This window comes from Paenibacillus sp. (assembly GCF_048976745.1).
Classification (GTDB): domain Bacteria; phylum Bacillota; class Bacilli; order Paenibacillales; family Paenibacillaceae; genus Paenibacillus.
In genome coordinates this window covers 522,692-548,431 of sequence record NZ_JBHGUU010000006.1, presented here as the reverse complement: position 1 = coordinate 548,431, position 25,740 = coordinate 522,692, and the positions used below count along the sequence as shown (strand labels likewise).

Annotated in this window: 16 protein-coding genes; 5 read left to right on the top strand and 11 right to left on the bottom strand. The window is 47.3% G+C overall.

Going from position 1 to position 25,740, the window contains the following annotated elements; translation table 11 throughout:
- Positions 1-41: 41 nt before the first annotated feature.
- From ACE3K2_RS09310 to ACE3K2_RS09290, 5 genes are all read right to left on the bottom strand, one after another.
- Positions 42-2,255, bottom strand: a complete 2,214-nt coding sequence (locus ACE3K2_RS09310; protein WP_421889143.1) for a DEAD/DEAH box helicase — start codon at positions 2,253-2,255, stop codon at positions 42-44.
- A complete protein-coding gene (locus tag ACE3K2_RS09305) occupies positions 2,252-3,595 on the bottom strand; it encodes an ATP-binding protein (RefSeq protein WP_421889141.1) in 1,344 nt (447 codons plus the stop codon). The genes ACE3K2_RS09310 and ACE3K2_RS09305 overlap by 4 nt, the downstream gene beginning before the upstream one ends.
- Positions 3,596-3,601: 6 nt before the next feature.
- On the bottom strand, positions 3,602-5,179 hold the full coding sequence (locus ACE3K2_RS09300) for a TerB N-terminal domain-containing protein (protein WP_421889139.1): 1,578 nt from the start codon (positions 5,177-5,179) through the stop codon (positions 3,602-3,604).
- A 207-nt stretch (positions 5,180-5,386) separates the two neighbouring features.
- Positions 5,387-7,927, bottom strand: coding sequence for a diguanylate cyclase domain-containing protein (locus ACE3K2_RS09295; protein ID WP_421889137.1), 2,541 nt, complete (start codon positions 7,925-7,927; stop codon positions 5,387-5,389).
- Between the two features lie 318 nt (positions 7,928-8,245).
- The gene (locus ACE3K2_RS09290) at positions 8,246-8,842 is read right to left on the bottom strand and encodes a biliverdin-producing heme oxygenase (protein ID WP_421889135.1); all 597 of its coding nucleotides are present in this window, start codon (positions 8,840-8,842) and stop codon (positions 8,246-8,248) included.
- A 348-nt stretch (positions 8,843-9,190) separates the two neighbouring features.
- On the opposite strand from ACE3K2_RS09290, the gene ACE3K2_RS09285 reads away from it, so the two are divergent.
- From ACE3K2_RS09285 to ACE3K2_RS09270, 4 genes are all read left to right on the top strand, one after another.
- Positions 9,191-9,988, top strand: coding sequence for a Nif3-like dinuclear metal center hexameric protein (locus ACE3K2_RS09285; protein ID WP_421889133.1), 798 nt, complete (start codon positions 9,191-9,193; stop codon positions 9,986-9,988).
- 588 nt (positions 9,989-10,576) lie between these two features.
- Complete coding sequence (locus ACE3K2_RS09280) at positions 10,577-11,002, top strand: DMT family transporter (RefSeq protein ID WP_421889131.1); 426 nt, start codon at positions 10,577-10,579, stop codon at positions 11,000-11,002.
- 51 nt (positions 11,003-11,053) lie between these two features.
- Entirely contained in the window at positions 11,054-11,752 is a 699-nt protein-coding gene (locus ACE3K2_RS09275) for a Crp/Fnr family transcriptional regulator (RefSeq protein ID WP_421889129.1), read from the top strand.
- 14 nt (positions 11,753-11,766) lie between these two features.
- Positions 11,767-12,255 carry a DMT family transporter gene (locus ACE3K2_RS09270; protein ID WP_421889127.1) on the top strand — a complete coding sequence of 163 codons (489 nt, stop codon included), beginning with the start codon at positions 11,767-11,769 and terminating at the stop codon, positions 12,253-12,255.
- Between the two features lie 86 nt (positions 12,256-12,341).
- Here ACE3K2_RS09270 and ACE3K2_RS09265 read toward each other — a convergent pair whose 3' ends face one another.
- The 4 genes from ACE3K2_RS09265 to ACE3K2_RS09250 form a co-directional block, all read right to left on the bottom strand.
- Positions 12,342-13,058, bottom strand: coding sequence for a YebC/PmpR family DNA-binding transcriptional regulator (locus ACE3K2_RS09265; RefSeq protein ID WP_421891117.1), 717 nt, complete (start codon positions 13,056-13,058; stop codon positions 12,342-12,344).
- A gap of 276 nt (positions 13,059-13,334) precedes the next feature.
- Positions 13,335-15,056, bottom strand: a complete 1,722-nt coding sequence (gene cysI / locus ACE3K2_RS09260; protein WP_421889125.1) for an assimilatory sulfite reductase (NADPH) hemoprotein subunit — start codon at positions 15,054-15,056, stop codon at positions 13,335-13,337.
- 53 nt (positions 15,057-15,109) lie between these two features.
- Positions 15,110-16,945 (bottom strand): assimilatory sulfite reductase (NADPH) flavoprotein subunit, encoded by a 1,836-nt coding sequence (locus tag ACE3K2_RS09255; RefSeq protein ID WP_421889123.1) that lies wholly within the window; start codon positions 16,943-16,945, stop codon positions 15,110-15,112.
- A gap of 218 nt (positions 16,946-17,163) precedes the next feature.
- A complete protein-coding gene (locus tag ACE3K2_RS09250) occupies positions 17,164-17,541 on the bottom strand; it encodes a winged helix-turn-helix transcriptional regulator (protein ID WP_421891114.1) in 378 nt (125 codons plus the stop codon).
- A gap of 189 nt (positions 17,542-17,730) precedes the next feature.
- Between ACE3K2_RS09250 and ACE3K2_RS09245 the strand changes: the two genes are divergently transcribed.
- On the top strand, positions 17,731-18,291 hold the full coding sequence (locus ACE3K2_RS09245; protein ID WP_341007180.1) for an NAD(P)H oxidoreductase: 561 nt from the start codon (positions 17,731-17,733) through the stop codon (positions 18,289-18,291).
- A 190-nt stretch (positions 18,292-18,481) separates the two neighbouring features.
- On the opposite strand, the gene ACE3K2_RS09240 is transcribed toward ACE3K2_RS09245, so the two are convergent.
- Positions 18,482-23,713, bottom strand: coding sequence for an S-layer homology domain-containing protein (locus ACE3K2_RS09240; protein ID WP_421889121.1), 5,232 nt, complete (start codon positions 23,711-23,713; stop codon positions 18,482-18,484).
- Between the two features lie 450 nt (positions 23,714-24,163).
- Entirely contained in the window at positions 24,164-25,720 is a 1,557-nt protein-coding gene (locus tag ACE3K2_RS09235) for an ABC-F family ATP-binding cassette domain-containing protein (RefSeq protein ID WP_339302689.1), read from the bottom strand.
- Positions 25,721-25,740 lie beyond the last annotated feature (20 nt).

The following is a 25,740-nucleotide window of genomic DNA, read 5'->3' as shown; positions in this document are numbered from 1 at the left end:
CCTATTCCATATAAAAATTTTATTACGTAAAAACGTCATGTTCACTTGGAGCCTGAGGAGTCCCACTCCAATTTTTGCTGTAAACCTGCCTTCAATCCATCCAGATCCAGCCCATCCACAGCAAAAGCCTCACGGATTAAAGGCGGCGAGACGAATTCATCATACTTGCCCAGATAAGGCGCTTCATCTTCAGCCAGTAGCGCAGATGCGTCTTCGGCCATCCGACACTCACTCATAATCTCGGCTAGCAATGTTCGTTCATCAACCTTGCCGGACACTACAAAATAATATGGCTCCATGGGCACTACCGAACGCAAAGCCAGTTTGCTCGACAGATTATGCTTCATCAGTCGCTCCAATGTACGGAAAGACTTACTTCCCACCCAAGGAAGAACATACATCGAATCTCCACCTGCCGGAATGACGACCTGCTTCAACAGTCCGCTTTCACGAGCCAGACGGCGTGCCCGCTCCAATCGATTGACGGCTTGTGGAGACAGATACGGATATATGACCGAATCGGATAATACCTCACGCATTTTCTGTACCACCGTTGTGTGGATGTCTCCGCCCGCGCCAAGCCATAACGTATCTACTTTACCTTTTGCAGACTTCACATACACAGCCTTGTGTTTGTGATCGACCTCTTCCACTTTCCACAGTTTGCCTGCGAGCGAAAAGCAATAGCCAGGTGGGGGTACGGTTGTAATCGAACCAATCTCCTCAGAGCCGTTCAATACTTTATGTTCCTCATCATCCTTAAACACGGCGTAGAAGCGATAATTATTCACGATTTTCTCACCTGTCAGACCGATAATTAATGTTCGATCCTCTGTCCATTGCAGATGATCCGTCTCAATGAGGTAATTCAGGAAAGCCTGATATTGATCAGGTCTAATCAACGCAAAGGGGGCTATCGAAAGGATCGCTTCTGCAAGCTCTCTCGGCTCTGCTTCCCCCATACTTTTCAGCATGCTCATCGTCTGATGGTAGAGCACACCTATGGGCATTTTACGAGCTTCAAGCGGTTCGACCCATTTCGTTTTCACATATAACTCAATTACAGCAATCGCACGCATCAACGTCCACGGCATACGCGCAGGCAATTGCGCCTCTTCGTCCTCTTCCTCCGGACATACAAAAAGCATCTCTGATGCCATATCCTCTCGTCTCCCCGAACGTCCGAGACGCTGTACAAAACTGGACGCACTATACGGTGCACCCAGCTGAACCACACGTTCCAGCTCACCCAGATCGATGCCCAGTTCAAGTGTGACCGTTGCCGCAGCAACCGCGGGCCCTGATCCGGTGCGCAGGGCAGCTTCCGTTTCCTCCCTCAGCATGGCCGAGATACTTCCATGGTGCACATGGAACACATCACGTTCCTGTCTGCGAGCCGCGACCCGCCGCATCTCAAGAATGGTGACTTCTGCATCGGTACGGCTATTAGTGAAGATCAACGCTTTTTTGCGATGTGTACTCTCATAGATGAAGTCATAGTAGGCTTTGCGCGCGTTATGAAGCTGCTCCGCCTGCTCTTCATCCTGTGCGTCTGGAAAAGAGAAATGTTCCACCCGCAGTCGAAGCTTGCGACCACCCGGGGAAGAGACGACATCAACCCCCTGCTGCGTTCCGGCAGCAAGCCAAGATGTAGCCGCATCATAGTCACTAAGTGTAGCCGACAAGCCAACTCTTCGCGGTGCACAACCAGCCATACGTTCGATTCGGGCAAGCTCGCTGAGGACTTGAATCCCTCGATCCGCTCCCATGAAGGCATGCACCTCATCGATAATGACATACCGCAGATCATGAAACAGCGCCGGAATCGCATTTGGTCGATTCATAAGTAGACCTTCCAGCGATTCTGGCGTGATCTGGAGCACACCGGACGGATTTTTCATCAGCTTTGTTTTCTCCGCCTGAGGTACGTCCCCGTGCCAATGCCAAACCGGAATATTTCCTTCGGTTAGCAGATCCTTAAGACGTTCGAATTGGTCGTTTATCAGAGCTTTCAAAGGCCCGATATACAAAATACCAACCGATTTGGAAGGCCGTTCATGAAGCTCCGTCAAAGCAGGAAAAAAGGCCGCCTCCGTCTTGCCGGAGGCTGTACCTGCCGCAATCAGCATATGATGCGGGGTATGAAAACAGATATTGCATGCCTCAATCTGGGCAGGTCTGAGCGATTCCCATCTTTTTTTATATATAAATTCCTGAACGAATGGCGCAAGCCGGTAAAATGGATTCTCACTCATAATTCAAACTCCGCCAGAAAATCATCCAGATCATCCTTATTCGCGGAAGCATCTGTCCCTTGCCCCGTCTCCTGGGGTTTGGCAGCCCGCTCGCCAAGTAATTGCGTATAAGTCACTTCGGGATTCTGGTGGAGCGTATGCAGCACATCCATAAAGTCCCTTACCACTTCACGTGTCGTCAGCAATTCATCCGCACCCAGTCGGTTCACCGCCGTTTGCATAAAATCAACCAATTGTTCATCCGTCAGACTTGCGCTGTATCCAAAATGCAGGGCATGAATCTGCCGCAGCTTCTGGAGCAGTATCAGAATCTCTTCATGCGATAACATCGCCAGCTTCAGGATCGGGCCCGTATAATTTGCATACGCTTTGGCTGCATAACGACCATCAATAAGCCTGGAGCGAAGCGCTTCATAGCTGAATAGTCCACGCCGTTCATCCTCCACAAATTGTGGCGTACCGCCTACAAATATGCCCAGGTGCTCCGCCTTGCCCTGCATCGTATCATTAAACATGGTCAGCAATTTCTCATAGTTGCTTTGACGGGAAACACTGTTTGTAATTTTGTACAGATTCACTGCTTCATCAATGAACAACAGCAATCCTTTGTAACCAATGCGCGCTGTGAATTCAGACCACAATTTGAAGTAGTCATACCAGTTGTCATCGTCAATGATTACACCAACAGCCAGTTCTTTTTTTGCTTCCGTTTTGGTTGCAAATTCTCCTCGAAGCCAGCGAAGCGCCGCCTGTTTGCGATCATCATCAGCGAGCTTGTACCCATTCCAGTAGGAAGCCAGTACCTTGGCAAAATCAAAGCCGTGAACCAGATTCTGCATCTCACCTGTCACCGCATAGATCTGCTTCTCAACCTCCAGCGGCAGAGCGGGATCATCCGGGCGCAGGTTCTGACTTTGCATCGTGGATTGTTGCAACCCGGCGATCCATTTTTGCAAAATCGGTTCCAACGCTCCCCCATCCGGGCGTGTGCGTGTAGACAGACGAGTCATCAGTTCGCGGTATGTCGCAAGTCCCTGACCTTTGGTACCCACCAATCGTCGCTCTGGTGACAGATCGGCATCTGCCACAACGAAATCACGGTCCATCGCATAGTTACGAATCATTTGCAAAAGAAAGCTTTTACCGCTACCGTAACGGCCGGTAATGAGTTTGAACGCAGCGCCACCCTCGGCGATATTGTCCATATCCCGCAAGATGGCTTCCACTTCCGGTTTGCGGCCAACAGCAATCTGCTCCAGACCTATGCGCGGGACAACACCCGCTGTTAATGAATTTACAAGTGCGGTGGTCAGCCGCTTCGGTATTTTAAGTTCTGTCACTGCGTATCACCTCTTCACATGTTCGAACACATCTATATAATCAGGAACAATCCGATCACCATCAATGAGAAGATCACCGATCGTTTCCATGGCCACATCATTAATCTCATCCAGCAGAAGCGTTGGCATCGTTCCATATTGCTCAGCCAGACGCATCAGTTCTGTATCCGGGCTTGCGCCAAGAAGAGCATGAATCGCTTGCACCTGCTGAGGGGATAGTTCCTTGGCAAAGAGCAGCCACTCTTCATCCAAATCAGCCTCAGCAGACTCGTCCCACTGCAACCTGATCAATTCTGGTGGTGCTGATGTTACTATCTCTACTGCGGATGAATCTGTATCCATGGAATCTCCAGTTGGAGTGCTCTCATACCCTGCTTGTAGCGCTTCTACTCGATTACTTGTAACATTTGCGTGGTTAACTTCTTCATCCTTCACTTCAGAAGGGTGATCTTCCTCAATGGTAAGTGCCAATCGCACATACTCACTTTCCTGCTGTAACGAAGCCAATCTCTCCGTATCAATGCGTATCACCGGTTGCTCCACTGCCTCAGCCTGCTCGGTCGCATATGCTTTGTCCAGGTAACGTTCAATCAGATTGGCAAGTTCAGGTTCAAGAGTCTGTCCTCGCAATCGGCCTCTGAATCCAAGCAGTTCACGAAGTTTATTTTCAGTACATCGATAGATCCGGGTAACCATCTGCACAAATTCAGCCTGTTCACCTATGGGCATATATCTGAACGATACCGATCTTCCATAGATGGAATCATCATAGACTGCTTTGCGAAACAGGACGCGCTCCACCGTACGCTCTTCGTTGGGTTGAAACTCTGGCAACAGTCCAACTTGTCGCGTACGTTCCAGGTACGATTGAACCAAGGCCATGACGCGTGGGATATATTGCTCCATCACTTCTTTGCCGCCATCCCTATAAAACTTACTGAGTGTAATATCGTAATCATAGTATCTTTGCAGCATATTCAGCGAAATATCCGAGACTTTATCCTGGAAAATACGTTGCAGCTCCATATCAAGCATCTCTGCTGGCAGATATCCGCCCGAAAGTCCCATAATCTCGGATAATGACATCTCCATCTCATGGACCAACACATAATCAACCATCCACTCTTGCATATATATATTTAATTGAGGAAGCCGTTCACGGTAATTCACCCATAACTGCTTTAATTGATCATAACCCTCCTGAGGAGTCCGCCAGCCAATGCCGTTAATTAACTCATAGATATGAACAAATAGATAGGACAGATCGGTATCCGGGTATCTCCCCTGGCGTACTTCCTTCCTCCAGAACAAGTACCACTTGCGCTGGGCTTCGTTCATTACACCATACGTTGGCCAGTAGCTCATAAATGGAACCCACGGAGACACATCTCCTTCCATCTCTGACCACTGCTTTGCTTCCTCGACAAAACGTTTCTCCGAGGACAATATACCTCCTCGATGCTGCATCGTATCATGTGCAGACTGCAAAATGGTTGAACGATCTGGAACCGGAACCGATGCTGTTTCGGGTTCTTCACTCAGATCTATCTCCATGAATTCCAATTGACTAGAGTTGTCTTTCATAAAACGTTATCTCACCCTCCTCCAAGACAGAATGCGAACAAGTGTATCCATAGGGATCATTATAACACTTGTCCTGTGTCTGCGGTGACGAAATTAAAACATTCCTGGAATCAAAAAAAGAAGGCATCTCTGCCCTCTTTTCATCAAGTCTAATTGTCTTTTCCACAACATATATCTCGTTGCCAAACCAACGTTACACAGACGTAATCACACAACAATCGCGCGATTTTTGCCTTCATTTTTGGCTTGTACCAACGCCTGACTGGCTTTTTCGATCAGATCGGATGCATTGGAACACTCATCTGGAACCAGTACTGCACCCCCGACGCTAACAGTGACGACTCCACTCGGACCGGATGATTCCCTTTGAATCTGGAGAGCCAGCACGTGCTGTCTGATCTCTTCAGCAAGTTCCCCTGCTGCATCAGACGTTGTGCTCTTCAATTTTAACATAAATGTGCCTCCTCGCAGACGAGAGATCAGGGCATGATGCTGTTCGCTAACCACCGTAAGCACCTCACCGATCCATTGCAGACACAGATCGCCTCCTTGAAGGCCATATGCTGCATTATACGAACGGAAATCATCAATATCTATAATGAGCAGTCCCAGACTGCATTTTTCTTGTAAACATTCATCCCAGTCGGCCTGAAGCTGTGATTTGAACACCGTCTGAATTGGCATATCCGTTAACGGATCTGTCGTCAGATAATTTTGAAGCTGGCTCGTCGTTTCGGTGTAATGGTCCTGTTCAAGGTGAGAGGCTCCACTGTGGAGGAGTACCATCACAGAAGGTTTCCCTCCATGAGTTACTTCAGCGAGTGTAACTTCAAGCAACAATGAGGTACCTGTCGCTATGGTGAAATAGGACTGGCTTGTGATCAAACTTGTATTGTTCTGTTTTAACTCCTCAAAACTCCGTTTTAATGGCTCTCTCGCCTGGTCTGGTACAAAATCTTTGAAATCCTTGCCCATCAGATTTTTGGAATTCTCAAATCCGAGCAACTCCGCAGCCTTGGCATTACAATAGATAATCTTATCGTCCGTTAACGTAAAGAATGCCACCGGCGAATAATTCATTAACTGCAAATATCGCTGTTCATTTTGTCGCAAAATACGAGCATTCTGCAGCGCCTGTTCTTCGGCCTGAACCAACTGGTTCTCTGTCTGCCGACGTACAATGGTTTTGAGTAAAGGCAACACGCTCAGTTCTTTTGATGTCCATGGATACGAAGTTGATTTTACAACCTCACGCCATTTCTCGAATGATTTACGAGGGGACAACCGCATGCCGTCATCCGTTTTTAGCACCGCTTTGGCTGGGTCACCCGCCCAATCGACAACCTGGACGACCTCAGGCCGAAACCAGATCATATAGTTATGCTGTCCAGGTGAAATGGCAACATAAATAACCCCGGAAGCCTTATCCTGATAAAATTTGGACGCTTCATACTCTAAGCTCAGTTTCGATGTGTAATAACTGTAATCCTCAGACTTGCATGCCAGCCAACCTGCCAGTTCACGAATCTGTCCGCTGTTCGGGGTTTCACCATATAACAACAGCTTGTCCTGGTAACAGATTGCTGCTCCGGTAGCATTCATCAGGTTTAACACCGTCTCTTCTTCCCCCTGCAATTCCTCAAGTACTCGGACAGGACTTGTGTTTCCGATAAAAATGTTGGCAATTCGTGAAGCAGCTTCACGTGATTGAATCTCTGATTGATAATCATCCAGTTGCTGACGCTGGAACAATTCATTCGAGAAGAACGCCCCCAGGAAATTGCACAGATTCCGTACCCGATGGGGGACATATCTGGCCTTATAATGATGGCATGTAATGAGTCCCCACAACTGATTGTTATGAATGAGCGAGATCGTTACCGTGGCACCTACACCCATATTATGCAAATATTCAATGTGTAGCGGAGATACGCTGCGTAAAACCGAAAGACTCAAATTCAGCGGTTTGCCTGTGAACGGTTGAAGTGTGGGCACAATCTCCACGGGTTTATAATTGACATTCACAATGGTTCGCAGCCAATTGCGAAGATATAATTCCCGAGCCTGTTTGGGGATATCTGAAGCCGGATAGTGATGACCCAGGAAGGGTTCGAGTTCTTGTTCACGCGCTTCAGCAATAACTTTACCATTCCATTGCTCGTCAAATTCATAGATCATAACCCGGTCATAGCCGAGCATTTCCTTGACCTGTTCAGCGGCAATTTGACTTGCTTCCATCCGACTATCTGTACTTTTCATCCGACCGAAGAATCGGGATATCCATTCAAAGTCAGTGGTTTCCATGTCTGCTTTTTCATAAATAGGCTCAATCTCCAGAATGAGCAGACCTTCACTTTCATGAAGAACAGAGGAGAAAACCCGGTCTTCACCAGACACCTTAATGGTCAGATCCATGTAATGCAAATCAGAGGTTACATCCGCATTAAAGCTGCTACCCAAAAGTTTGCTTACTTCTTCCTTACCAATCAGATTTTCCAAAGGCATACCCAGAACATCCTCATAGGCAACACCCAGATGGTCCTCCGTATTTTGGCTACACTGAACAATGGTTGGCGTAAGACTGGTATTAATGGCCAAAAGAACACCATGAGGTTGAATAAAGCCGGGGATATGAATCGGTTCTTTATCACAGTTACTCAGATCTATCGGATCATTGCTGTATGTTCCCTGATGAAGCAAGGTGCGGTTTAACAAATTTTGTTCTTTCTTGGACTTAGGTTCGGCCATGGCCAGGAAAATCCCCTCTCATGATGTTATATAAGTTGAACTGATGATTATTTACATTGCACTACGAGGACAGAATAACCTTCCAATTGCTGTTATCCCCAGATTTTATCGACTCTCTTTTCTAAAGGGAAAATCCGGTTATAAGCGTATGCTTACTACGATGTAGCTTTCTTGCAGAAAGCTTTAGGCGAACGTTTCGCTTTTTCAGGTTTTCTCTGTCCTCTCCGTTAAGTGTAAATGATCAATTCAACTTATATAGATACCTTTTAATATAGAAAAAGTCCGCCAAACAGGCGTTTGGGTTGATAAACCGGCATGTTACTTGTCCGTATTAATCCACTGGTCCAGCAGTCGGAATGTCTCAGATGCACTGTGTACCATGTTGTCATGATCTTCTGGCGTGCTGATAGACTGCTGTAGCAGACCCATAAACTCGCTCCATCTTGTTCTTGTCTCTGAGCCGTAGGCATTGAAATATTCCAATCCACGATCCGCTTCAATCGGCAGGAACTGTGACAAACGTTTGGTCATGATCTGTCCACCGTTCGTGGACCCCTCAATTACATACAGGTACCCGAACATGCGGGCAGGTGTTGAAATGTCCGGCAGTTCTTTGCATAGCGGAAGTTGGCTGATTTCCTCTTGACTTGCACCAAGATTATGCAAATCTTTCTCCAGCAGTCCTGCCTTACCCCTAATCTCGATATCCAATCCCGTACTTCCCCAGAAAGGCTGTTGTACAGCCTGATCTTCCAACGGTTTGAGGAATCCATAAAACTTTTCTAAATATGTTCTATATTCTTCTATAGTCACAGTTTGATTCATAATGGCTTTTGCATAAGGGTTCTGTTCTACTTGTCTGTGGTAATGAGCTGTCTCGCTCTTCAGACGTTCCATAATATTTGTTGCTGTCATCGTAGTTATCCCCTTTCACAATCTGTTCTGTTGTTGCATGTGAGTGCTTATCCTCAACTGAATCTCAATAGATATTGAGATAGACACCGTATTTGTTGCAAACAGCTCCATTTAATGTAATAAAGACTCTATGTAAGTATACTTATTCTTGTTTGAGAAAACTATACGAATCCAATATCCGTGTACGACCAACACTTTTTTACGTTGTTATCTTAACTGACTGTAATCTGTAGTATTTTAGTATTAACCGAAAATCATAAAACTGACCCCCATAATCTGGAGGACAGTAGATTTCAGATGACAACATGGTACACTATTTTTATAACTGTCATTGGAGGAATGCATTCTATGGATCTTACTGTTCAAGATGTTGTACTTCATCTCTTAGATAACATTGAACTGCCGGAAAACACAGTGGATCAGCTCATTACAGGCTCACTTGATTGTAAAGTCACAGGCATTATCATTGCTTTCATGCCCACACAATATGTTATTGAACAAGCCATACAGCACGGGGCCAACTTAATCATTGCGCATGAATCTCCGTTCTATAACCACCACAGTCATACGGATTGGCTTGCAAAAGATTCAGTGTATATGGACAAAAGGAAGTTGATCGACGAAGCAGGCATTTCCATCTATCGTTGTCATGATATCATCCACCGCTTCCAACCGGATGGAATTACCGAAGGATTGATTCAGGCATTGGGGTGGTCACCTTATGTAGAGCAACGACTACCAGAAGCAGACGTCCTTTCTTTGCCGGAAGAACAGAGCGTGCAGGCTATTGCCCACCATGTGAAAACTTGCCTTGGGATCGATTATGTACGCGTCGCAGGAAATCCGGAAATTGTCTGTAGACGCGCAGCGGTACTGGTAGGTTTTCGTGGTAATGGACATGTGACGATTCCCTTGATTCAGAATGAACAATTGGATCTCATCATCGCTGGAGAAGGATTCGAATGGGAAACACCGGAATATATCCGTGATGCCATGCAACAAGGCAAGTCCACGGCACTAATTATGATGGGACATGCCGAGAGCGAGGCTCCGGGCATGAAGCTCTTGGCAGACAGGTTGGCAGAACGTTTTCCCGAGCTGTCTGTTCGTTTTGCAGGGGAGCGGCCTGTGTACACTGTGATCTGATCATACGTTTGATTGGATTAGTACCGAATGAAATGGAATCGATTGATATGGATTGATATGGATTGGTATGGAGAGGATTTTAGCTGATTGGTTCAAACCTCTTCCCCCGCGTACCCTACCCTGGAGTTGTCCATCTGTTCTGTGCTCCGGGGTCGAGTCGGCGGACTCTTGTTTCATTTCTTGGATAACTCTTTAGGATAGTTTCTTAGGTAGCCAACGAACCTCACACACTCTATGTAGCGAATATTTGCCGTTTTTCAAAAGTAACGAATCGTAGACACGCTATGCCTTCGTTTCACCTCCTTTCCCCCTTCCTACCTGCCTGAGCCCATTTAACGCCGCTGAGGTTCGTTAGATTTTTCAATTCAGCCAAATCAATACAATAAGGTTTCACTGGTTCGTTAGAGGTTTTGTAAAAAGAGTACTGAGCACATATACCGCGCATTTCTGCATGCCACATCTGGATTTCCCGAGTTCTTTATTGTACTCTAGATGCTGTGACTTCAAAGCTCAGGACATTTGTCCTTGGCGTTTGGGGTGAGTTTATCATTAAATAGAAGTCGAAGTAATTGAATAAGGAGCGTACATATGAGAGGAATTATTTTTGCATTGCTAGGCGGCGCGTGTATCACGCTCCAAGGTGTTGCCAATACGCGGATTAGTACCGACATGGGCACATGGCAGGCCGCTACGATTACACAACTGACAGGATTCATCTTAGCAGCGCTGATCCTGGTGTTTGTTAGAGACATTAACCTTCAAGGACTCAGACAAGTAAAACCCATGTACCTGGCTGGTGGTGCATTTGGCGCCGTCATTATTTTCAGCGAAGTGACAGCCATTCAGCAAATTGGGGTTACGTTCACAATCTCGGCCCTGCTCATTGCTCAGCTGTTCCTGACTTTTCTCGTGGACAGTAATGGATGGTTCGGCGTGGTGAAACAAAAGATGAAATTGCCTCAATTTCTGGGCATTGCCTTAATGATCACAGGTGTCATCATAATGAAACTATAGTTATAAGAATGATTGGAACATTGGAACATATTGGCGGGGGTGAACAACAACGTGGAAGAAATCCATGATGAGCAACAATTAATGCAGTATCTGAAACAATATCAACTCGAAAAGGTATTTCACGAACCCCTGCGTCCACATATGACGATATGTCACTTCGAGAAGTGTGAACTGATCTGCCGTGAAGGGGAAACTTCCGAATATTTATACGTGTTGGTTGAGGGTAAAATCAAGATATTCACCACCTCCGCTCAGGATAAAACGCTGGTGCTTTGCTTCAAAACACCGCTTGAAGTCGTCGGAGACATAGAGTATGTCCGTGAAAGCGATATTGTCAATACGGTTCAGGCCGTTTCACCTGTTATCATGCTTCGCATCCACTATCAATGGCTCGCTGAGCTTGCCAGCGATTATGCACCTTTACTTAAATTTTTGCTCAAAATCATCTCGCACAAATTCTATATTGACTCGAACTTTTCCAATTTCAACCTCATGTACCCGGTGGAGGTTCGTCTAGCCAGCTACCTGCTCTCCATTTCAACAGAAGAAGCAGGCAACGTGGTTCATGAAGAACTGGACGCGTTTAATCTGACCGACATCGCGAATCTGATCGGCACCAGTTATCGGCATCTCAACCGGGTGATCCAGAAACTGTGTGCAGACGAGTTAATTGAACGACATCAGGGATTGATTATGATTAAGAACCGTGCGGGTCTGCGCGAAATAGCAGGTCACAACATTTATGAGTAAGGAGTTCGACAACCATGTTAATCACAGGCATTTCGCTTGCACTCTTGGCAGGAGCACTGGTCAGTCTGCAAACGATATTTAATAGCAAAGTCAATGAGCGCACCGGTTCATGGTCCACTACAACGCTGGTGCTTTTCACCGGATTCATTGCTTCGTTCCTCATCTCTCTGCTCGTCGAAGGCAAGAATACATTCAGCTTCCAGCATATGCAACCTTGGTATTGGCTCAGTGGAGCCATCGGCGTTGGTGTGGTCTTCTGTCTGGTGCAAGGCATGAAGCTGCTTGGCCCCACGTATGCCATCTCGATCGTGCTGACATCCCAACTGAGCTTTGCACTCCTATTCGATTCCATGGGGTGGCTAGGTTTGGAGCAAATTCCTTTCTCGTGGAATCAACTGCTCGGTGTGCTTGTCATTGTTGGCGGAATTGTGTTGTTCAAGTTCGGTGGGGCTAAATCGGAAAAATCAGAGCAGTCCCCGGGAACGTTGCAGTCAGACTCATAAACGAACAAAAAAAGAGTGTCCGTCCAATCCCGCAGATTGGTCAGACACTCTTTTTATGCAATCAAACCACGTATCGTCTCGTTCTCTTAAACGAACTCTACGTTATGGTAGACCTGCTGAACATCTTCAAGATCCTCAAGCGCATCGATCAGTTTCTCGAACTGAACTTGTGCATCCTCTGGAAGTTCAATATGGTTTTGCGCAAGCATCGTCAGCTCGGCTACGGTAAACTCGGTAACACCCGCAGCTTTGAATGCTTCTTGTACAGCGTGGAACTGATCCGGTTCTGCATATACAATTACAGCGTCGTCTTCATCCACGATATCACGTACATCCACGTCTGCTTCAAGCAGAATTTCCAATACTTCTTCGGAGTTCTTGCCTTCTACACCGATAACCGCTGTAGGATCAAACATGTAAGCAACAGAACCGCTGACACCCATGTTGCCAGCATTTTTGTTAAACGCAGAGCGCACTTCCGGCGCTGTACGATTGACGTTGTTGGTAAGTGCATCAACGATGACCATCGCACCGTTTGGTCCGAAGCCTTCGTAACGCAGCTCTTCATAGTTCTCATCCCCGCTGCCTTTTGCTTTTTCCATCGCACGATCAATAATGGCTTTGGGTACATTATACGTTTTGGCACGTTCCAGCACGACTTTCAGTGCACGGTTCGCTTCCGGGTCCGGTTCGCCCTTCTTGGCAGCTACATAGATCTCAACGCCGAATTTAGCGTAGACCCGGCTCGTGTTTGCATCTTTTGAAGCTTTCTTTTCCTTGATATTATTCCACTTACGACCCATATCGTTTCCGCTCACTTTCAACATGTAATCTGCTTTCTACTATGTCATTATATCTTGTTGAACGTACTTCAACAAGTTAATACCCACGAAATAATGGGAATAACTATGGCGATTATCCATCTCCATATGAAGTTTAGCCACAGTTTATCCTCTCCTAATCTCTCAGCGGCAACTAACGTTACTCTATTCACTCCATATATAGCAAACAAGAAGCATCCCATAAGGAATGCTTCCGTCCCTAAATCTGTCCTACTTCAGTTCATCTTAACCGGTCAATTAAGCGTGAAATTGTCGACCATCCAACACTTCAGGAACATAGCCCGCACGAATGACAAAGTCTCCGAAATGTTCACCTTCATTGCGCTCTCTGGCATACTGGTTCACCATTGGCGTTAACGTGTCCAGAATCTCGGTTTCACCAATGTTTTCTTTGTACAGCTTATTCAGTCGATGGCCAGTGAAGCTGCCACCCAGATACATATTGTATTTACCTGGTGCTTTACCGATAAACGAAATCTCCGCCAGCATCGGTCTTGCACATCCGTTCGGGCAGCCGGTCATCCGAATGACAATTTCTTCGTCTCTCAGCCCAGCCTCGTCCAGTACAGGCTCCAGTTTGTCAATCAGGGACGGCAAGTAACGTTCGGACTCAGCCATTGCCAGACCACAGGTTGGAAGTGCAACACAAGCCATCGAACTTCTGCGCAGCGCAGAGTAATGTGCACCATCCGTCAGGTTATACTGCTGAATGAGTGCTTCAATCTTTTTCTTCTTCTGGCTGCTAACGTTACCGATGATCAGATTTTGGTTGGCAGTCAGACGGAAATCACCCGTGTGCACCTTGGCGATTTCACGTAAACCCGTCATGAGAGGATATCCATCAACATCCTTTACACGACCATTTTGAATGAACAGCGTGTAGTGCCATCTGCCATTATTGCCTTTGACCCAACCATACCGGTCTCCGTTCGACTCAAAATGATACGGACGGGCCGCATCCAGTTTCCATCCCAGACGGCTGGTCAGCTCTTCGACAAACCACTCCACACCACGATCATCCAGCGTGTATTTGAAACGAGCATGTTTACGAACGGCACGATCTCCATAATCACGCTGAATCATAACTGTTTTCTCAGCGACATCAATCATTTGCCCCGGAGTACAGAAACCAATGACTTTGGACACCTGAGGATAGGTTTTGGCATCACCATGAGACATCCCCATCCCGCCGCCAACGGAAACGTTAAAGCCTTGCAGCTTCCCGTTCTCCACAATAGCAATAAAGCCAAGATCCTGTGAATAAACATCCACATCATTGGATGGTGGTACAGCAATACCGATCTTGAACTTACGAGGCAAATACACTTTGCCATAGATTGGTTCAACTTCTTCGTTGGAATCCTGGGAATCAATCACTTTCTCACCGTCCAGCCACAGCTCATGATAAGCCCGTGTGCGTGGGTCCAGATGATTGCTCACCTGACATGCCCACTCATACACTTCAGCATGCACATCGGATTGATTCGGATTCGGGTTACACATGACGTTACGGTTTACGTCCCCACATGCAGCCAGTGTGCTTAGCAACGAATCGTTTACTTCACGAATGGTGTTCTTAAGATCCCACTTCAGTACACCATGCAGTTGGAAAGACTGACGTGTGGTCAGACGAATCGTCTGATTCGCATATTTATGTGCCACTCTGTCCATCATCAACCACTGCTCCGGGGTGACAATGCCACCGGAAGCACGTACACGCAACATGAATTGGTATGCAGGCTCCAGCTTGGATTTGTGACGCTCATTACGCAGGTCACGATCATCCTGCATATAACTGCCGTGGTGTTTCATCAGACGGTTGTCGTCCTCTGGAATGGCACCCGTGATGCGATCAGCCAACGTTTCGGTCAGACTCCCACGCAAGTAATCACTTTTGATCTTTATATCTTCCACATCGCTATTCGTGCGCTGTGGGTTAAGTAAGTTATTATAGGCCATGCTGCTTTCTCCTCTCGTCTCTGCGGGATGGTGCAATCCGGCTGGGCCGGTTATTAATAGACGTCCCGCTGATAACGTTTCTCCTGCTGCAACCGTGTCAGATATTCCGATGCCTGCTCAGGCGATAAACCGCCTTCTTGTTCAAGAATCGTGGTGAGCGCAGCATGCACATCATGTGCCATTTTTTTCTCGTCACCACAGATATATACGCTTGCGCCTTCCTGAAGCCACTGGTACAGTTCTTTGCTGTGTTCCAGCATACGATGTTGTACATACACTTTCTGTTCCGTATCACGGGAGAAGGCTACATCCATCTTCGTGAGTACACCATCTCTGAGCCAACGCTGCCATTCCGTCTGGTACAAGAAATCGGTGGAGAAATGCTGATCTCCGTAGAACAGCCACGTCTTGCCCTCTGCTCCTGTTTCTTCACGCTCACCAAGGAAAGATCTGAACGGCGCTACACCTGTACCTGGACCAACCATGATAATCGGTGTATCCGGATTCTCAGGAAGCTTGAAATTCGGGTTATGTTGTATATATACAGGCAGGGTGTCCCCAGCTTCGATTCGTTCAGCCAGATGTACCGAGCATACACCGTAACGTTCTCTGCCACGTGCTTCATAACGTACCTTACGTACGGTAAGATGAACTTCATCCGGGAAAGACTTCGAACTACTTGCTATCGAATACAGACGTGCCGGAATTTTGCGAAGAACAGCTACGAATTCTGCAGCAGGAATACCTTTCAGATTATAATCCTGAACCAGATCCAGCAGATCACAGCTATGCATGACTGTACGGAATTCGGAATCATCTGCGAGTAACGCTGTCAGGCCACTCTCAGGATTCAGTTTCGCAAGTTGTTCCACGACCGGTTTCGTAACCGCTGTAATTTCAAAATAACGCAGCAACGCTTCATGCACAGATGCCTGATCCCCGTTTTTATTCACGGTCACGCGCTCATCGGCATTCCATCCCATGGCTGCAATCAATTCATCAACAAGACGAGGGTGATTCTCAGGGAATACCCCAAGGCTGTCACCAGGCTCGTAATCCAGGCCGGAGCCTTCCAAAGACAACTCAATGTGACGTGTTTCACGATCCGATCCTCTGCCATTCAGATTGAGATTCTCCAACACTTCAGCCTTAAATGGGTTCGTGCGATCATATTCGGATTCCCCGCCGCTCACCGCAGCTGTAACAGCCTCAGTAGTTACCGTGCTCGCAACGGCAGATGTACTGCTTAAGGATGCCAATACTTCATTCATCCACTCCGCAGCCGGTTCATCAAAATCAACATCACAATCTACACGCGGTACAAGGGCTGTACCCCCCAATTCCTGCAATCGTTTATCGAAGTCCTTACCTGTCTGACAAAAGAACTCATACGAGGTATCCCCCAGAGCCAACACCGAGTAACGAAGTCCTTCAAGCTTCGGAGCCCGTTTGCTGTTCAGGAATTCATGCAACGGAATCGCATTATCCGGTGGTTCGCCCTCGCCATGTGTACTGACGATGATGAGGAGATTTTCAATTTTCTTAAGTCCGTTCGGTTTGAAATCTCCCATCGATGACAACGTGACTTGAAGACCCTGCTCTTCAAGTTTCTTGGCCAGCTTCTTCGATAGGCCGCTGGAATTACCCGTTTGTGAACCGAAGAGCACGGTAACTTCCCGGGATACTGGCGGAGCACTGACTGGTGCAGTACCTGTAGTTGGTGCAACCTGCACAAGGTTAGCTGGAGCCGCTATTGTTGCGCTTGCCTGAATGGCTGCAATATATCCGCTCAACCAAGTCCGTTGTCCATCGGTCAACGTGGGAATAAGACGATTAAGCAGTTCAACTTGTTCTTGATTAAAAGGGCTGTTTGTCACTTGAAGTTCCACTGTTTGCCACCTCGCGCATTGCTTCGATTTTAATTCCGACTAAAATCATCACATTAATTTAATTTCTTCTCTCTAAAACCTAACACACCGGGTGTTGAGGGTCAATTTCAATGATTTTATAGCATTTATCAGTTTCGCTGATAAAGGACAAAAAGCAACAAAAGCCCTCCTTTTCAAATCAAGGACGGTTTTGTTTTATTTTTAATTTGACGGCCTGCTCAAGTTGAAGTTGAAAGTGGAATATAGTCACTAAAATGATCTCCCAGCACTCTGCTTTTATCTCCGTATACTCTGTCCAAATGGTTCTCCCCCCACAGACATATGCGGTCAATGATGTCCTGTAGTGTCAAGCCGTACTCTGTCAGCTCATACTCTACTTTGGGCGGAATCTCGGGATGAATAATTCGATGGATGATTTCATTTTTTTCCAGTTCACGCAACTGCTGAGTTAACACCTTCTGGGTAATGCCGGGAATGGCTCTGCGAAGTTCGCTTGTTCGTTTTTTACCTGATATCAGCTGATGCAGAATAAGAATCCTCCATTTTCCACCGACCAGTTCCAGCATCGCCTGCACACCACTCTCATATTTTTTCATTTCATGTTCCACGTGTACTCCCCCATAATTCACATATATGTATCCCGTTATTAAAAGTAACCGAAGAACTCGAAGGTATCTACAGCACTCTCAGGTGCGTACTTCTCAAAAAGATGTCATGAATCTTATAATAACATTGGTCAGAATGTTTAACCAAAATAAAAAAGAAAAAAGGATGGTTACTCCTACATGAAAGTTAAACTGGTCGTTACTCACCCAAGACAAGATTCCCTAACATTTGCCGTGATGAATCGTTTTATAGAAGGTATGCAGGAGAATTCCCATGAAATCGATATCCTCGATCTATATCATGACGGATTCGATCCATTATATGGCGTAGAAGATGAGCGAGACTGGCAAAATCCCGATAAACAGCATGCCCCTGTGATTCGCAAAGAGCTGGATCGTGTGCTGGCGGCTGATGCCATTGTATTTGTTTTCCCGATCTGGTGGTACAACGTTCCCTCCATGCTCAAAGCGTATCTGGACAAGGTATGGAACATGGGACTTCTGAACAAGGCAAACTCCAAAAAGGCACTGTGGATTGCACTAGCTGGGGGGACGGAGGCTTCATTTCATAAATACGACTATTACAACATGATTTCCAATTATCTGAATAACGGAATCGCAGGCTATGCAAGAATGCAGGAATCCCGAGTTGAATTCCTCTATGAAACCATTTCAGAATCCAAAGAACATATCGAAAGCTTGCTGGAGCAAGCATACCAAATCGGCAAACATTACAATTAACAATTCGCAGACATTACAGATAATATTCATCCAAGTCACAGATAACAACTGTAAAACTACACCAAGCTACATGTTCGTTGAGTGAATTACTTCTCGCCCATGGCTGGCGTACAATTAAGAAGGCTTACTCCAACCTGGTTTCAGGTCAAAGTAAGCCTTCTTTCTCACACGCTACGATTCGGATGTACCCTCATTTCTTCCATAGCAGTTTGCTCATCATTGCATATAACAACGTAGCCGATTCGGCTCGGGTCGCTTCGGCAAGTGGTTTCACCTCACCGTTGTACCCGTGGGCGATGCCCAGATCCACAAGCAATGCCACACTATCCCGGGCATAAGAACGAATCTCGGAAGCATCACGGAAACGAGTAAGGTTATCTGTTCCAGCCTTCTCGGAATCAACCAGTCCAGCCGCTGCAAGTGCGCGAACAGTCAATGTCATCATCTCCTGACGAGTGATCGTCGACTCTGGCAAGAAGCGCCCGTCACCGGTACCACTGGTGATACCTAGCGAACGCGCAGCTGTAACTGCTTCGTAATATGGAGCCTTTTCGTTTACATCAGTGAACGCATTCCCGGAAGAAACATTCAAACCCAGCGCAGTCATCAACCACTGCATGTATTGGCCTCGGGACATCTCCTGTTTTGGATGCAACTCCGTGAAATCACCACGTGCCTCTGCATCAATTACACCTCGGACAGCCAATGCTTCCATCGCTTTCTTGGCCCACTGCACTTCTGCAAGATCTGCAAATGCCTGCTCCACAGAAACAACAGCAAAATTTCCTGTGAGTGTGAGTGGTGTTAAGGAAAATACAAGCTGCCCGCTATTTGGATCATAGTAACTTTGCGGCAATGGACTTGCGACACCGTTCGCACCAATGGCAAATGCTACAATCCGATCCTGCTGAGCATTTTGTGATGATTGGTAAGGCAGACGAAGTATTAACTCGCTTTCCGATGGCCATGGTTGACCATCCAGTTGAAGTTCAAGCTGGACTCCATATTGCGTGCCAAGCTGATCTGCGACTGTTTTTGGTAACTCCGTTCTGACCAATCGGATTGATGCAACCCCATCACCAACGACATCCTTCGTTAATAGTGTCGCAGGAAGCTCCAACATCCCCAGCTCTGTAACCATATTGAACACATGTGACTCACCCTGATCTGTTAACACGGAGGCAGGCAGAGATACTTCATATGCAGTTGCTCCCGAAACCGGCTTCAGCCGGAGTTCGACCAAGCGCTGACCCGTATCTGTTGAGGGGGCAACTTGAAAAGCCTCTTTAATCGTTGAAGCATCCACGTTGGACTGCACTACACCCTTCTGGTCAGACTGTCCTTGCAATTCCAGAACGGAACGGTCTTTCTCCGGTTTAGGTTGTGGTACAGCATTCTCTGCACTTGGGCTCCCACTTCCTGATTGTCCGCCATTGTTGCCTGAACCAGAACCATTTCCTGAATTCCCACCGGAATTGCCGCCTGGATTACTGCCCGAACCAGGGTCCGTACCTCCAGGGGAAGGAACAGATGCAAGCACCTTCACCGTCAACGGTACAGTCAGGGCTCTACTGTCGTCAGACGTTCGAGTAATTTCCAACTCCAATGTTACTGTTGTTTCCTTCGATGGTGGGACAATCGTTCCATCGGTTTGAATGACAGTCGGTACCGAACTGGAAGCGATCTTCACCGTGAAACCTTGTGGCACGGATGGTAACTTCAGTTTTTTTGCATCTGCGGAAGGCTGTTCCAGTGCCGTAATGCCTGTAGCTACACCGGCAGCGCTCTGCTGAGCCGTGTGCACTTGATAAGCGGAAGATACACCTCTCAAGGATTGCCCCGTCGCATCCAAAGCTTCCACTTTGTAATAATATTCCGTGCCGGGGTTCAGTTCACTGTCCGTGTACTCCCGTCCATTGCCGTTATAGACCACCTTGTACTCACCTTGCTCACGATCTGAGCGGTAGAGCTTGTAGCTTGCTGCACCAAGATGAGCATCCCACTGAAGCGTTGCGCTCGTTGAATCGAACGCCTCAGCATGAAGGCCAGCACTATCAGTTGTAGGAGGTACGGCGTCGGGTTTAACGATCATAATCCAACTAATCATCGGGTCCTGCGATGCCGTATTACGCACGGTCAATTCCAGCTTGTTGTCCGACACGCTGATGCCTTTGTGGGCTCTAACGCTGGCAGGCGTAAAAGTAACTGCACCGGTATTCGTGCCATTGATCATAAAATTCGCTCTACGCGATGCATTGGTCCACGGATCGTTGAATCCGGCGTACACATCGTATGTCCCGTTTGGCACATCAAATCTATAGGTTAAGTCCGTGCCTTTAGGGGAGTTGCTGACATTGCCACCGTTCAGATAACGTACGGTCGAGAATATATCCCCGCCATTCGAACCGGATGCAAGTGCATCTGCGCTGGTATATCCCCAATCTCTACCCTCTGCCGGAGCGTACATCTGATCCGCCGTTCCCGGGTTGGCAAGTGTTCCTTTCATATAGGTACCCATAAGATTGTAATCAGCCGTTTCGTAACCTCCACTATTCACAAAATATAGTGCATTCTCTGGAATGACGTTTACACGAACCGCCTGCTTTTTGTTGTTATATTCCGGTGTCGTTACCTGCAACGTAAGCGGTCCTGGCTTAGCAAAATCTTCTGCCGTCATCGCCCGGTTGTCAATGGTCCATACGGCTGGCGTTGACACCAGTTCATCACCGTCGCGTACATTCAATGTTGTTGGCAAGGATGGTACTTTGCCAAGCGCCACGGTTTCTGGCAAGGGATCAGCGATATCCACCTTGCCCATCGAATTCAGCAGATCAGGTGTCCAGCTGTTATACCACTTGATCGCGATATCCGAGCCTATTCCAAACTCAATGGGCAAGAACACGTATTTTGCAGCATCATTTGAGAAATTGCCACCATTCCACGTATCCCCCACGTATATGAACTTGCCTTTTTCCGGATCGACCGGAATGACGGATGTCGTCTGTGTGCCAAATGCCTTGCCTGGATCGGGATCACTCGGCAACGTTCGCACAAACGGATTGGTCTGTGTTGACCACGGGCCAAAAATGTTATCCGCCACCGTCACTTTGTTTTCGTTAGGGGCCCAGCCGGAAGCTCCGGAAGTCAAAATATAATATTTTCCCTGATACTTAAACATCGCCGGTGCTTCACGTTGCCCTCCAGGGAACACACGCACGTAATCTACGCCGTACTCAGCCTGATAGGTGGAATCACGTACCGGATTGCCTTTGTCATCCGTTCGTCCTTCCTTATGCCACCCTGTTACGTCACTGTAGTCTTCATTCAGTTTGGAGATATAAAGCGTCAGGTTTTCTTCGCTGGAGTAGATCAGATAACCGGTGCCATCATCATCCTTGAACAACGTCATGTCACGTGCCATACCCTTATCACTTGGAAAGTAATCTTTCTCCCCTTCCGGGGCTCTGTCCATCCGGTAACTCTTCTGATATACAAAAGGTCCAGTTGGAGAGTCGCTGATCGCATAACCGGCTCTCGCCTTACCGTAGTTCGCATTATCGTTATAGGGGTCCTTGTCGCCGTCCATGTGGGCCCACATCACGTATTTCTTCGTTTTGTCGTTGTAGATGACCTTTGGTCGTTCAATGATCCGTCCTTTGCGAATATCTGCCCAGATATCCACGCGGTCCTCACGACCCGCATACAATTTGGAGATTAACGGGTCATTGTCAAAATCATCCATGGATTGCAGTGTTGTTAGCGCCATGCCTCGGTCCGTCCAGTTCATCAGATCCTTGGATGAATACACACGCACACCAACCGCTGGCCAGCCGCCCTTATGATATTCACCATACCAGTAATAGGTCTCCGTCTGTTCATCGTAGAAAAAACCAGCTCCATGCGCATCGATCGGTTTACCTTCCAGATCTGGCCACAATTGTCCTGGTGTGATGCTTGTGCGAAGTGTGGCAACACCCAACGGTGCGGATGCTGGAGAAGTTACGCCGTCAACGGTCGCCTGAATGGTGTAAAAATATCCTGTGCCCATCGTCAGACCACTATCATTAAATGTGCTTTCGTTGCCACTATAGACCTGCTGATACGTCCCCGTAGCACTGGTAGACCTGGAGAGCGTATACGTTACATCAGATCCGTTAAGGGCATTCCACCCCAGAGAGATTGATGTATCCGTCACAGCTGTGGCAGCAAACTCTTCAGGAGAGTCGATGGAGTACGTAGTGGCTTCTGCAACGGTGAATGCTGACTCCCCGGCTGCGTTAAAAGCCGTTACGCGATAGCCATAGCTCTTGCCCGGCTCTAGTGCCTTATCCGTGAATGTAAGCCCCTTCCCTTCGTAGATCTGCTCGTATTGCTCACTGCCAGCTTCGGCTCGAACCACGCGATAACCAGTCACCTTATCCACAGCGGGCCAAGACAACTGGACGCTGGTCGCGTTAAGTGCTAGGGCCTTTAATTCAGCCGGAGCCTGTGGTGCCGCCGCAGTCGTCCGAACTTCCAGCGGCGCAGTCCATAATGATTCAGTTAATCCTCCGTATTCATAGGCGAGCTTGTAATAGTAGACCGTATCCCCGCTTAATCCTTCATCCGTGTGCCCCAATGTTCCGGTGTTGGTTACTAGAGAATAACCGCCTTCAGGCGTAGAGGAACGGTACAGGCGATAGCCTGATGCACCCTCGAATTCAGACCATTGCAAGGAAACCGAAGACGCCGTCTGCTCGGCAATGGAAAGCTGAATATCGTTCTCCGGCGGTCGCTCGGCAATGGTCACGTCATCTGCATGTACCGATTGCCACTTATTCCGAATGCCCACGGTACCTGACCCGTATGTAGGATCAACCAGATCGAATACCAACCGATCGGAGCCGTTTTCCGCGATATACCCGCGAATGGTGGTACCGGATAACACCACTTTTAGGGTGTACCATGTATTTTTGGCAAATGCATAGTCCACCGTTTTCAACGTTGTATCTGATCCGTTCACCCGTTTGGAGAAAATGAGTTTATTATTGGGAACCTGCATTTGAAAATAGTAAAAGTTGCTCTTATCCTGAAACCGCGGCAATATTCCCGGATACCCCTGACCGGCTCCCGTATAGAAGCGTATGGACACGGTCATGTCCGACATGGAGTCTCCAGTAGAGATGATGCCTTCATTGGTATCGCTCTGGAAAAGCGTGAAGTTGGACGCATCTGTGGGGTCAACAATCACTTCCCAGTTGCCTGAACTTACGTTCCACGCAGGTGATTCCGTGTAATTCCCATCCGAAAAATCGTCCTGCAACAACGTGACGGGTATACTGCTCAGATCGGCATACGCCTTACTCGGCAGCATCAACGGTCCGGAAGACAGCGCAAGTGTTGCAGATAACATGAATATCATGGGTTTCCTGAGTTTATCCAATGTTCATTCTCTCCTTTGGCATGAAAGATGAAAGCATGGTTCTTGAGAGCGCGGTGTTGTTCAGCAGCCTATCCTCAGCAGCCAACGGTCAGTATAGAGAGTCTAGTCCACCTCCTTATTTTAATGAAACCGGTTTCATTGAAGTGCAAAAAAAAGACCTGTCCTCCCTTCTAAGTGCAATGATACCCATACGGAATACCGTCTCGTCCTTGCCCCTATGCAGTGAAACAGGTTTCTATCACGAAAATGTAATCGCTTTCCTGAATTATATTATTGCCATATTCAAGCTGTCAACTGTGAATTGGGCGCAAACAATTTTCGTTATAACTACGCAAAAAAGGCGCGAGTTCCGCCTGCTATGCAAGCAAAATTCGCGCCTTTTCTCACCGTTCGAGCTTGTTCGCAAGCTCTCTCGTATTATTAGTGCGTGACTTTTGAACAACCTCTATTTTAGAATACTTTCGTTGTCCATGACTCACAGTTCCACGTCTCCGTAACTACATCACGGTAGAATTCCGGTTCATGGGAGATCAGAAGAATACTGCCTTTGTAAGCCTTGAGCGCACGTTTCAACTCTTCCTTGGCATCTACATCCAGATGGTTCGTCGGCTCATCGAGTACAAGCAGGTTGGTTTCGTTATTGATCAATTTACAAAGACGCACTTTGGCTTTTTCGCCACCACTGAGTACAGCTACCTTGCTCTCAATGTGTTTTGTAGTCAAACCACATTTTGCAAGTGCAGCACGCACTTCGAATTGGGTATACGAAGGGAACTCCTGCCAGATCTCTTCAATACAGGTATTATAGTTCGCATCCTTCATCTCTTGCTGGAAATAACCAATCTCCAGATGTTCACCGCGTTGAACGGTTCCTTCCAGAGCCTGAATTTCACCCAGAATACTGCGCATCAGGGTTGTTTTACCGATTCCGTTTGCACCAACGAGGGCGATCTTTTGTCCCCGCTCCATACGCAGATCCAATGGTCTGGACAACGGTTCATTATAACCAATCACAAGACCTTTGGTTTCGAAAATGAGCTTGCCCGACGTTCTTGCATCACGGAAATTGAACTGTGGTTTCGGTTTTTCCTTGGCAATCTCAATGACTTCCATCTTGTCGAGTTTCTTCTGTCTGGACATTGCCATGTTACGAGTTGCCACACTTGCTTTGTTCCGGGCTACAAAGTCCTTGAGGTCAGCAATCTCTTGTTGTTGGCGTTTGTACGCCGACTCCAATTGCTGTTTTCTCATCTCATACACTTCCTGGAAATGATCATAGTCACCCACATAACGGGTCAGATCCTGATTCTCCATGTGGTAGATCAAGTTGATGACACTGTTCAGGAACGGAATATCATGAGAGATCAGAATAAAAGCATTCTCATATTCCTGCAAATAACGTTTTAGCCATTCAATATGCAACTCGTCCAGATAGTTCGTCGGCTCATCGAGCAGCAAAATATCGGGTTTTTCCAGCAGCAGCTTGGCAAGCAGTACTTTGGTACGCTGTCCACCACTCAGGTCATTGACGTCCTTGTCCAATCCGATATCCGTCAGACCCAGACCACGTGCAGTTTCATCCACTTTGGCGTCGATCATGTAGAAATCCTGGTTAGTCAGTGTATCCTGGATCGTGCCCACGTCTTCAAGAAGTTGTTCAAGCTCCTCGGGAGTCACATCGCCCATTTTGCCATACATATCATTCATTTCCTGTTCCATGTCGAACAAATACTGGAACGCGCCGCGAAGCACGTCACGGATGGATTGGCCTTTGTTCAATACAGCATGCTGGTCCAGGTAACCTACACGCATCCGTTTGGACCACTCCACTTTGCCTTCATCCGGCTGAAGTTTCCCTGTAATAATGTTCATGAAGGTGGATTTACCTTCACCATTAGCACCGATCAGACCAATATGTTCGCCCTTCAACAGGCGGAATGATACGTCGTTAAAGATAGCACGGTCACCAAAACCGTGACTTAATTTTTCTACATTTAATATGCTCATTCATGACACCTTTTCTATAT

Coding starts and splice junctions, on each gene's coding strand:
- ACE3K2_RS09300 (WP_421889139.1), bottom strand. CDS start 5,179: ATGAAAGACAACTCTAGTCAATTGGAATTCATGGAGATAGATCTGAGT.
- ACE3K2_RS09285 (WP_421889133.1), top strand. CDS start 9,191: ATGGATCTTACTGTTCAAGATGTTGTACTTCATCTCTTAGATAACATT.
- ACE3K2_RS09245 (WP_341007180.1), top strand. CDS start 17,731: ATGAAAGTTAAACTGGTCGTTACTCACCCAAGACAAGATTCCCTAACA.
- cysI (WP_421889125.1), bottom strand. CDS start 15,056: ATGGCCTATAATAACTTACTTAACCCACAGCGCACGAATAGCGATGTG.
- ACE3K2_RS09310 (WP_421889143.1), bottom strand. CDS start 2,255: ATGAGTGAGAATCCATTTTACCGGCTTGCGCCATTCGTTCAGGAATTT.
- ACE3K2_RS09290 (WP_421889135.1), bottom strand. CDS start 8,842: ATGACAGCAACAAATATTATGGAACGTCTGAAGAGCGAGACAGCTCAT.
- ACE3K2_RS09295 (WP_421889137.1), bottom strand. CDS start 7,927: ATGGCCGAACCTAAGTCCAAGAAAGAACAAAATTTGTTAAACCGCACC.
- ACE3K2_RS09265 (WP_421891117.1), bottom strand. CDS start 13,058: ATGGGTCGTAAGTGGAATAATATCAAGGAAAAGAAAGCTTCAAAAGAT.
- ACE3K2_RS09235 (WP_339302689.1), bottom strand. CDS start 25,720: ATGAGCATATTAAATGTAGAAAAATTAAGTCACGGTTTTGGTGACCGT.
- ACE3K2_RS09280 (WP_421889131.1), top strand. CDS start 10,577: ATGAGAGGAATTATTTTTGCATTGCTAGGCGGCGCGTGTATCACGCTC.
- ACE3K2_RS09270 (WP_421889127.1), top strand. CDS start 11,767: ATGTTAATCACAGGCATTTCGCTTGCACTCTTGGCAGGAGCACTGGTC.
- ACE3K2_RS09250 (WP_421891114.1), bottom strand. CDS start 17,541: ATGAAAAAATATGAGAGTGGTGTGCAGGCGATGCTGGAACTGGTCGGT.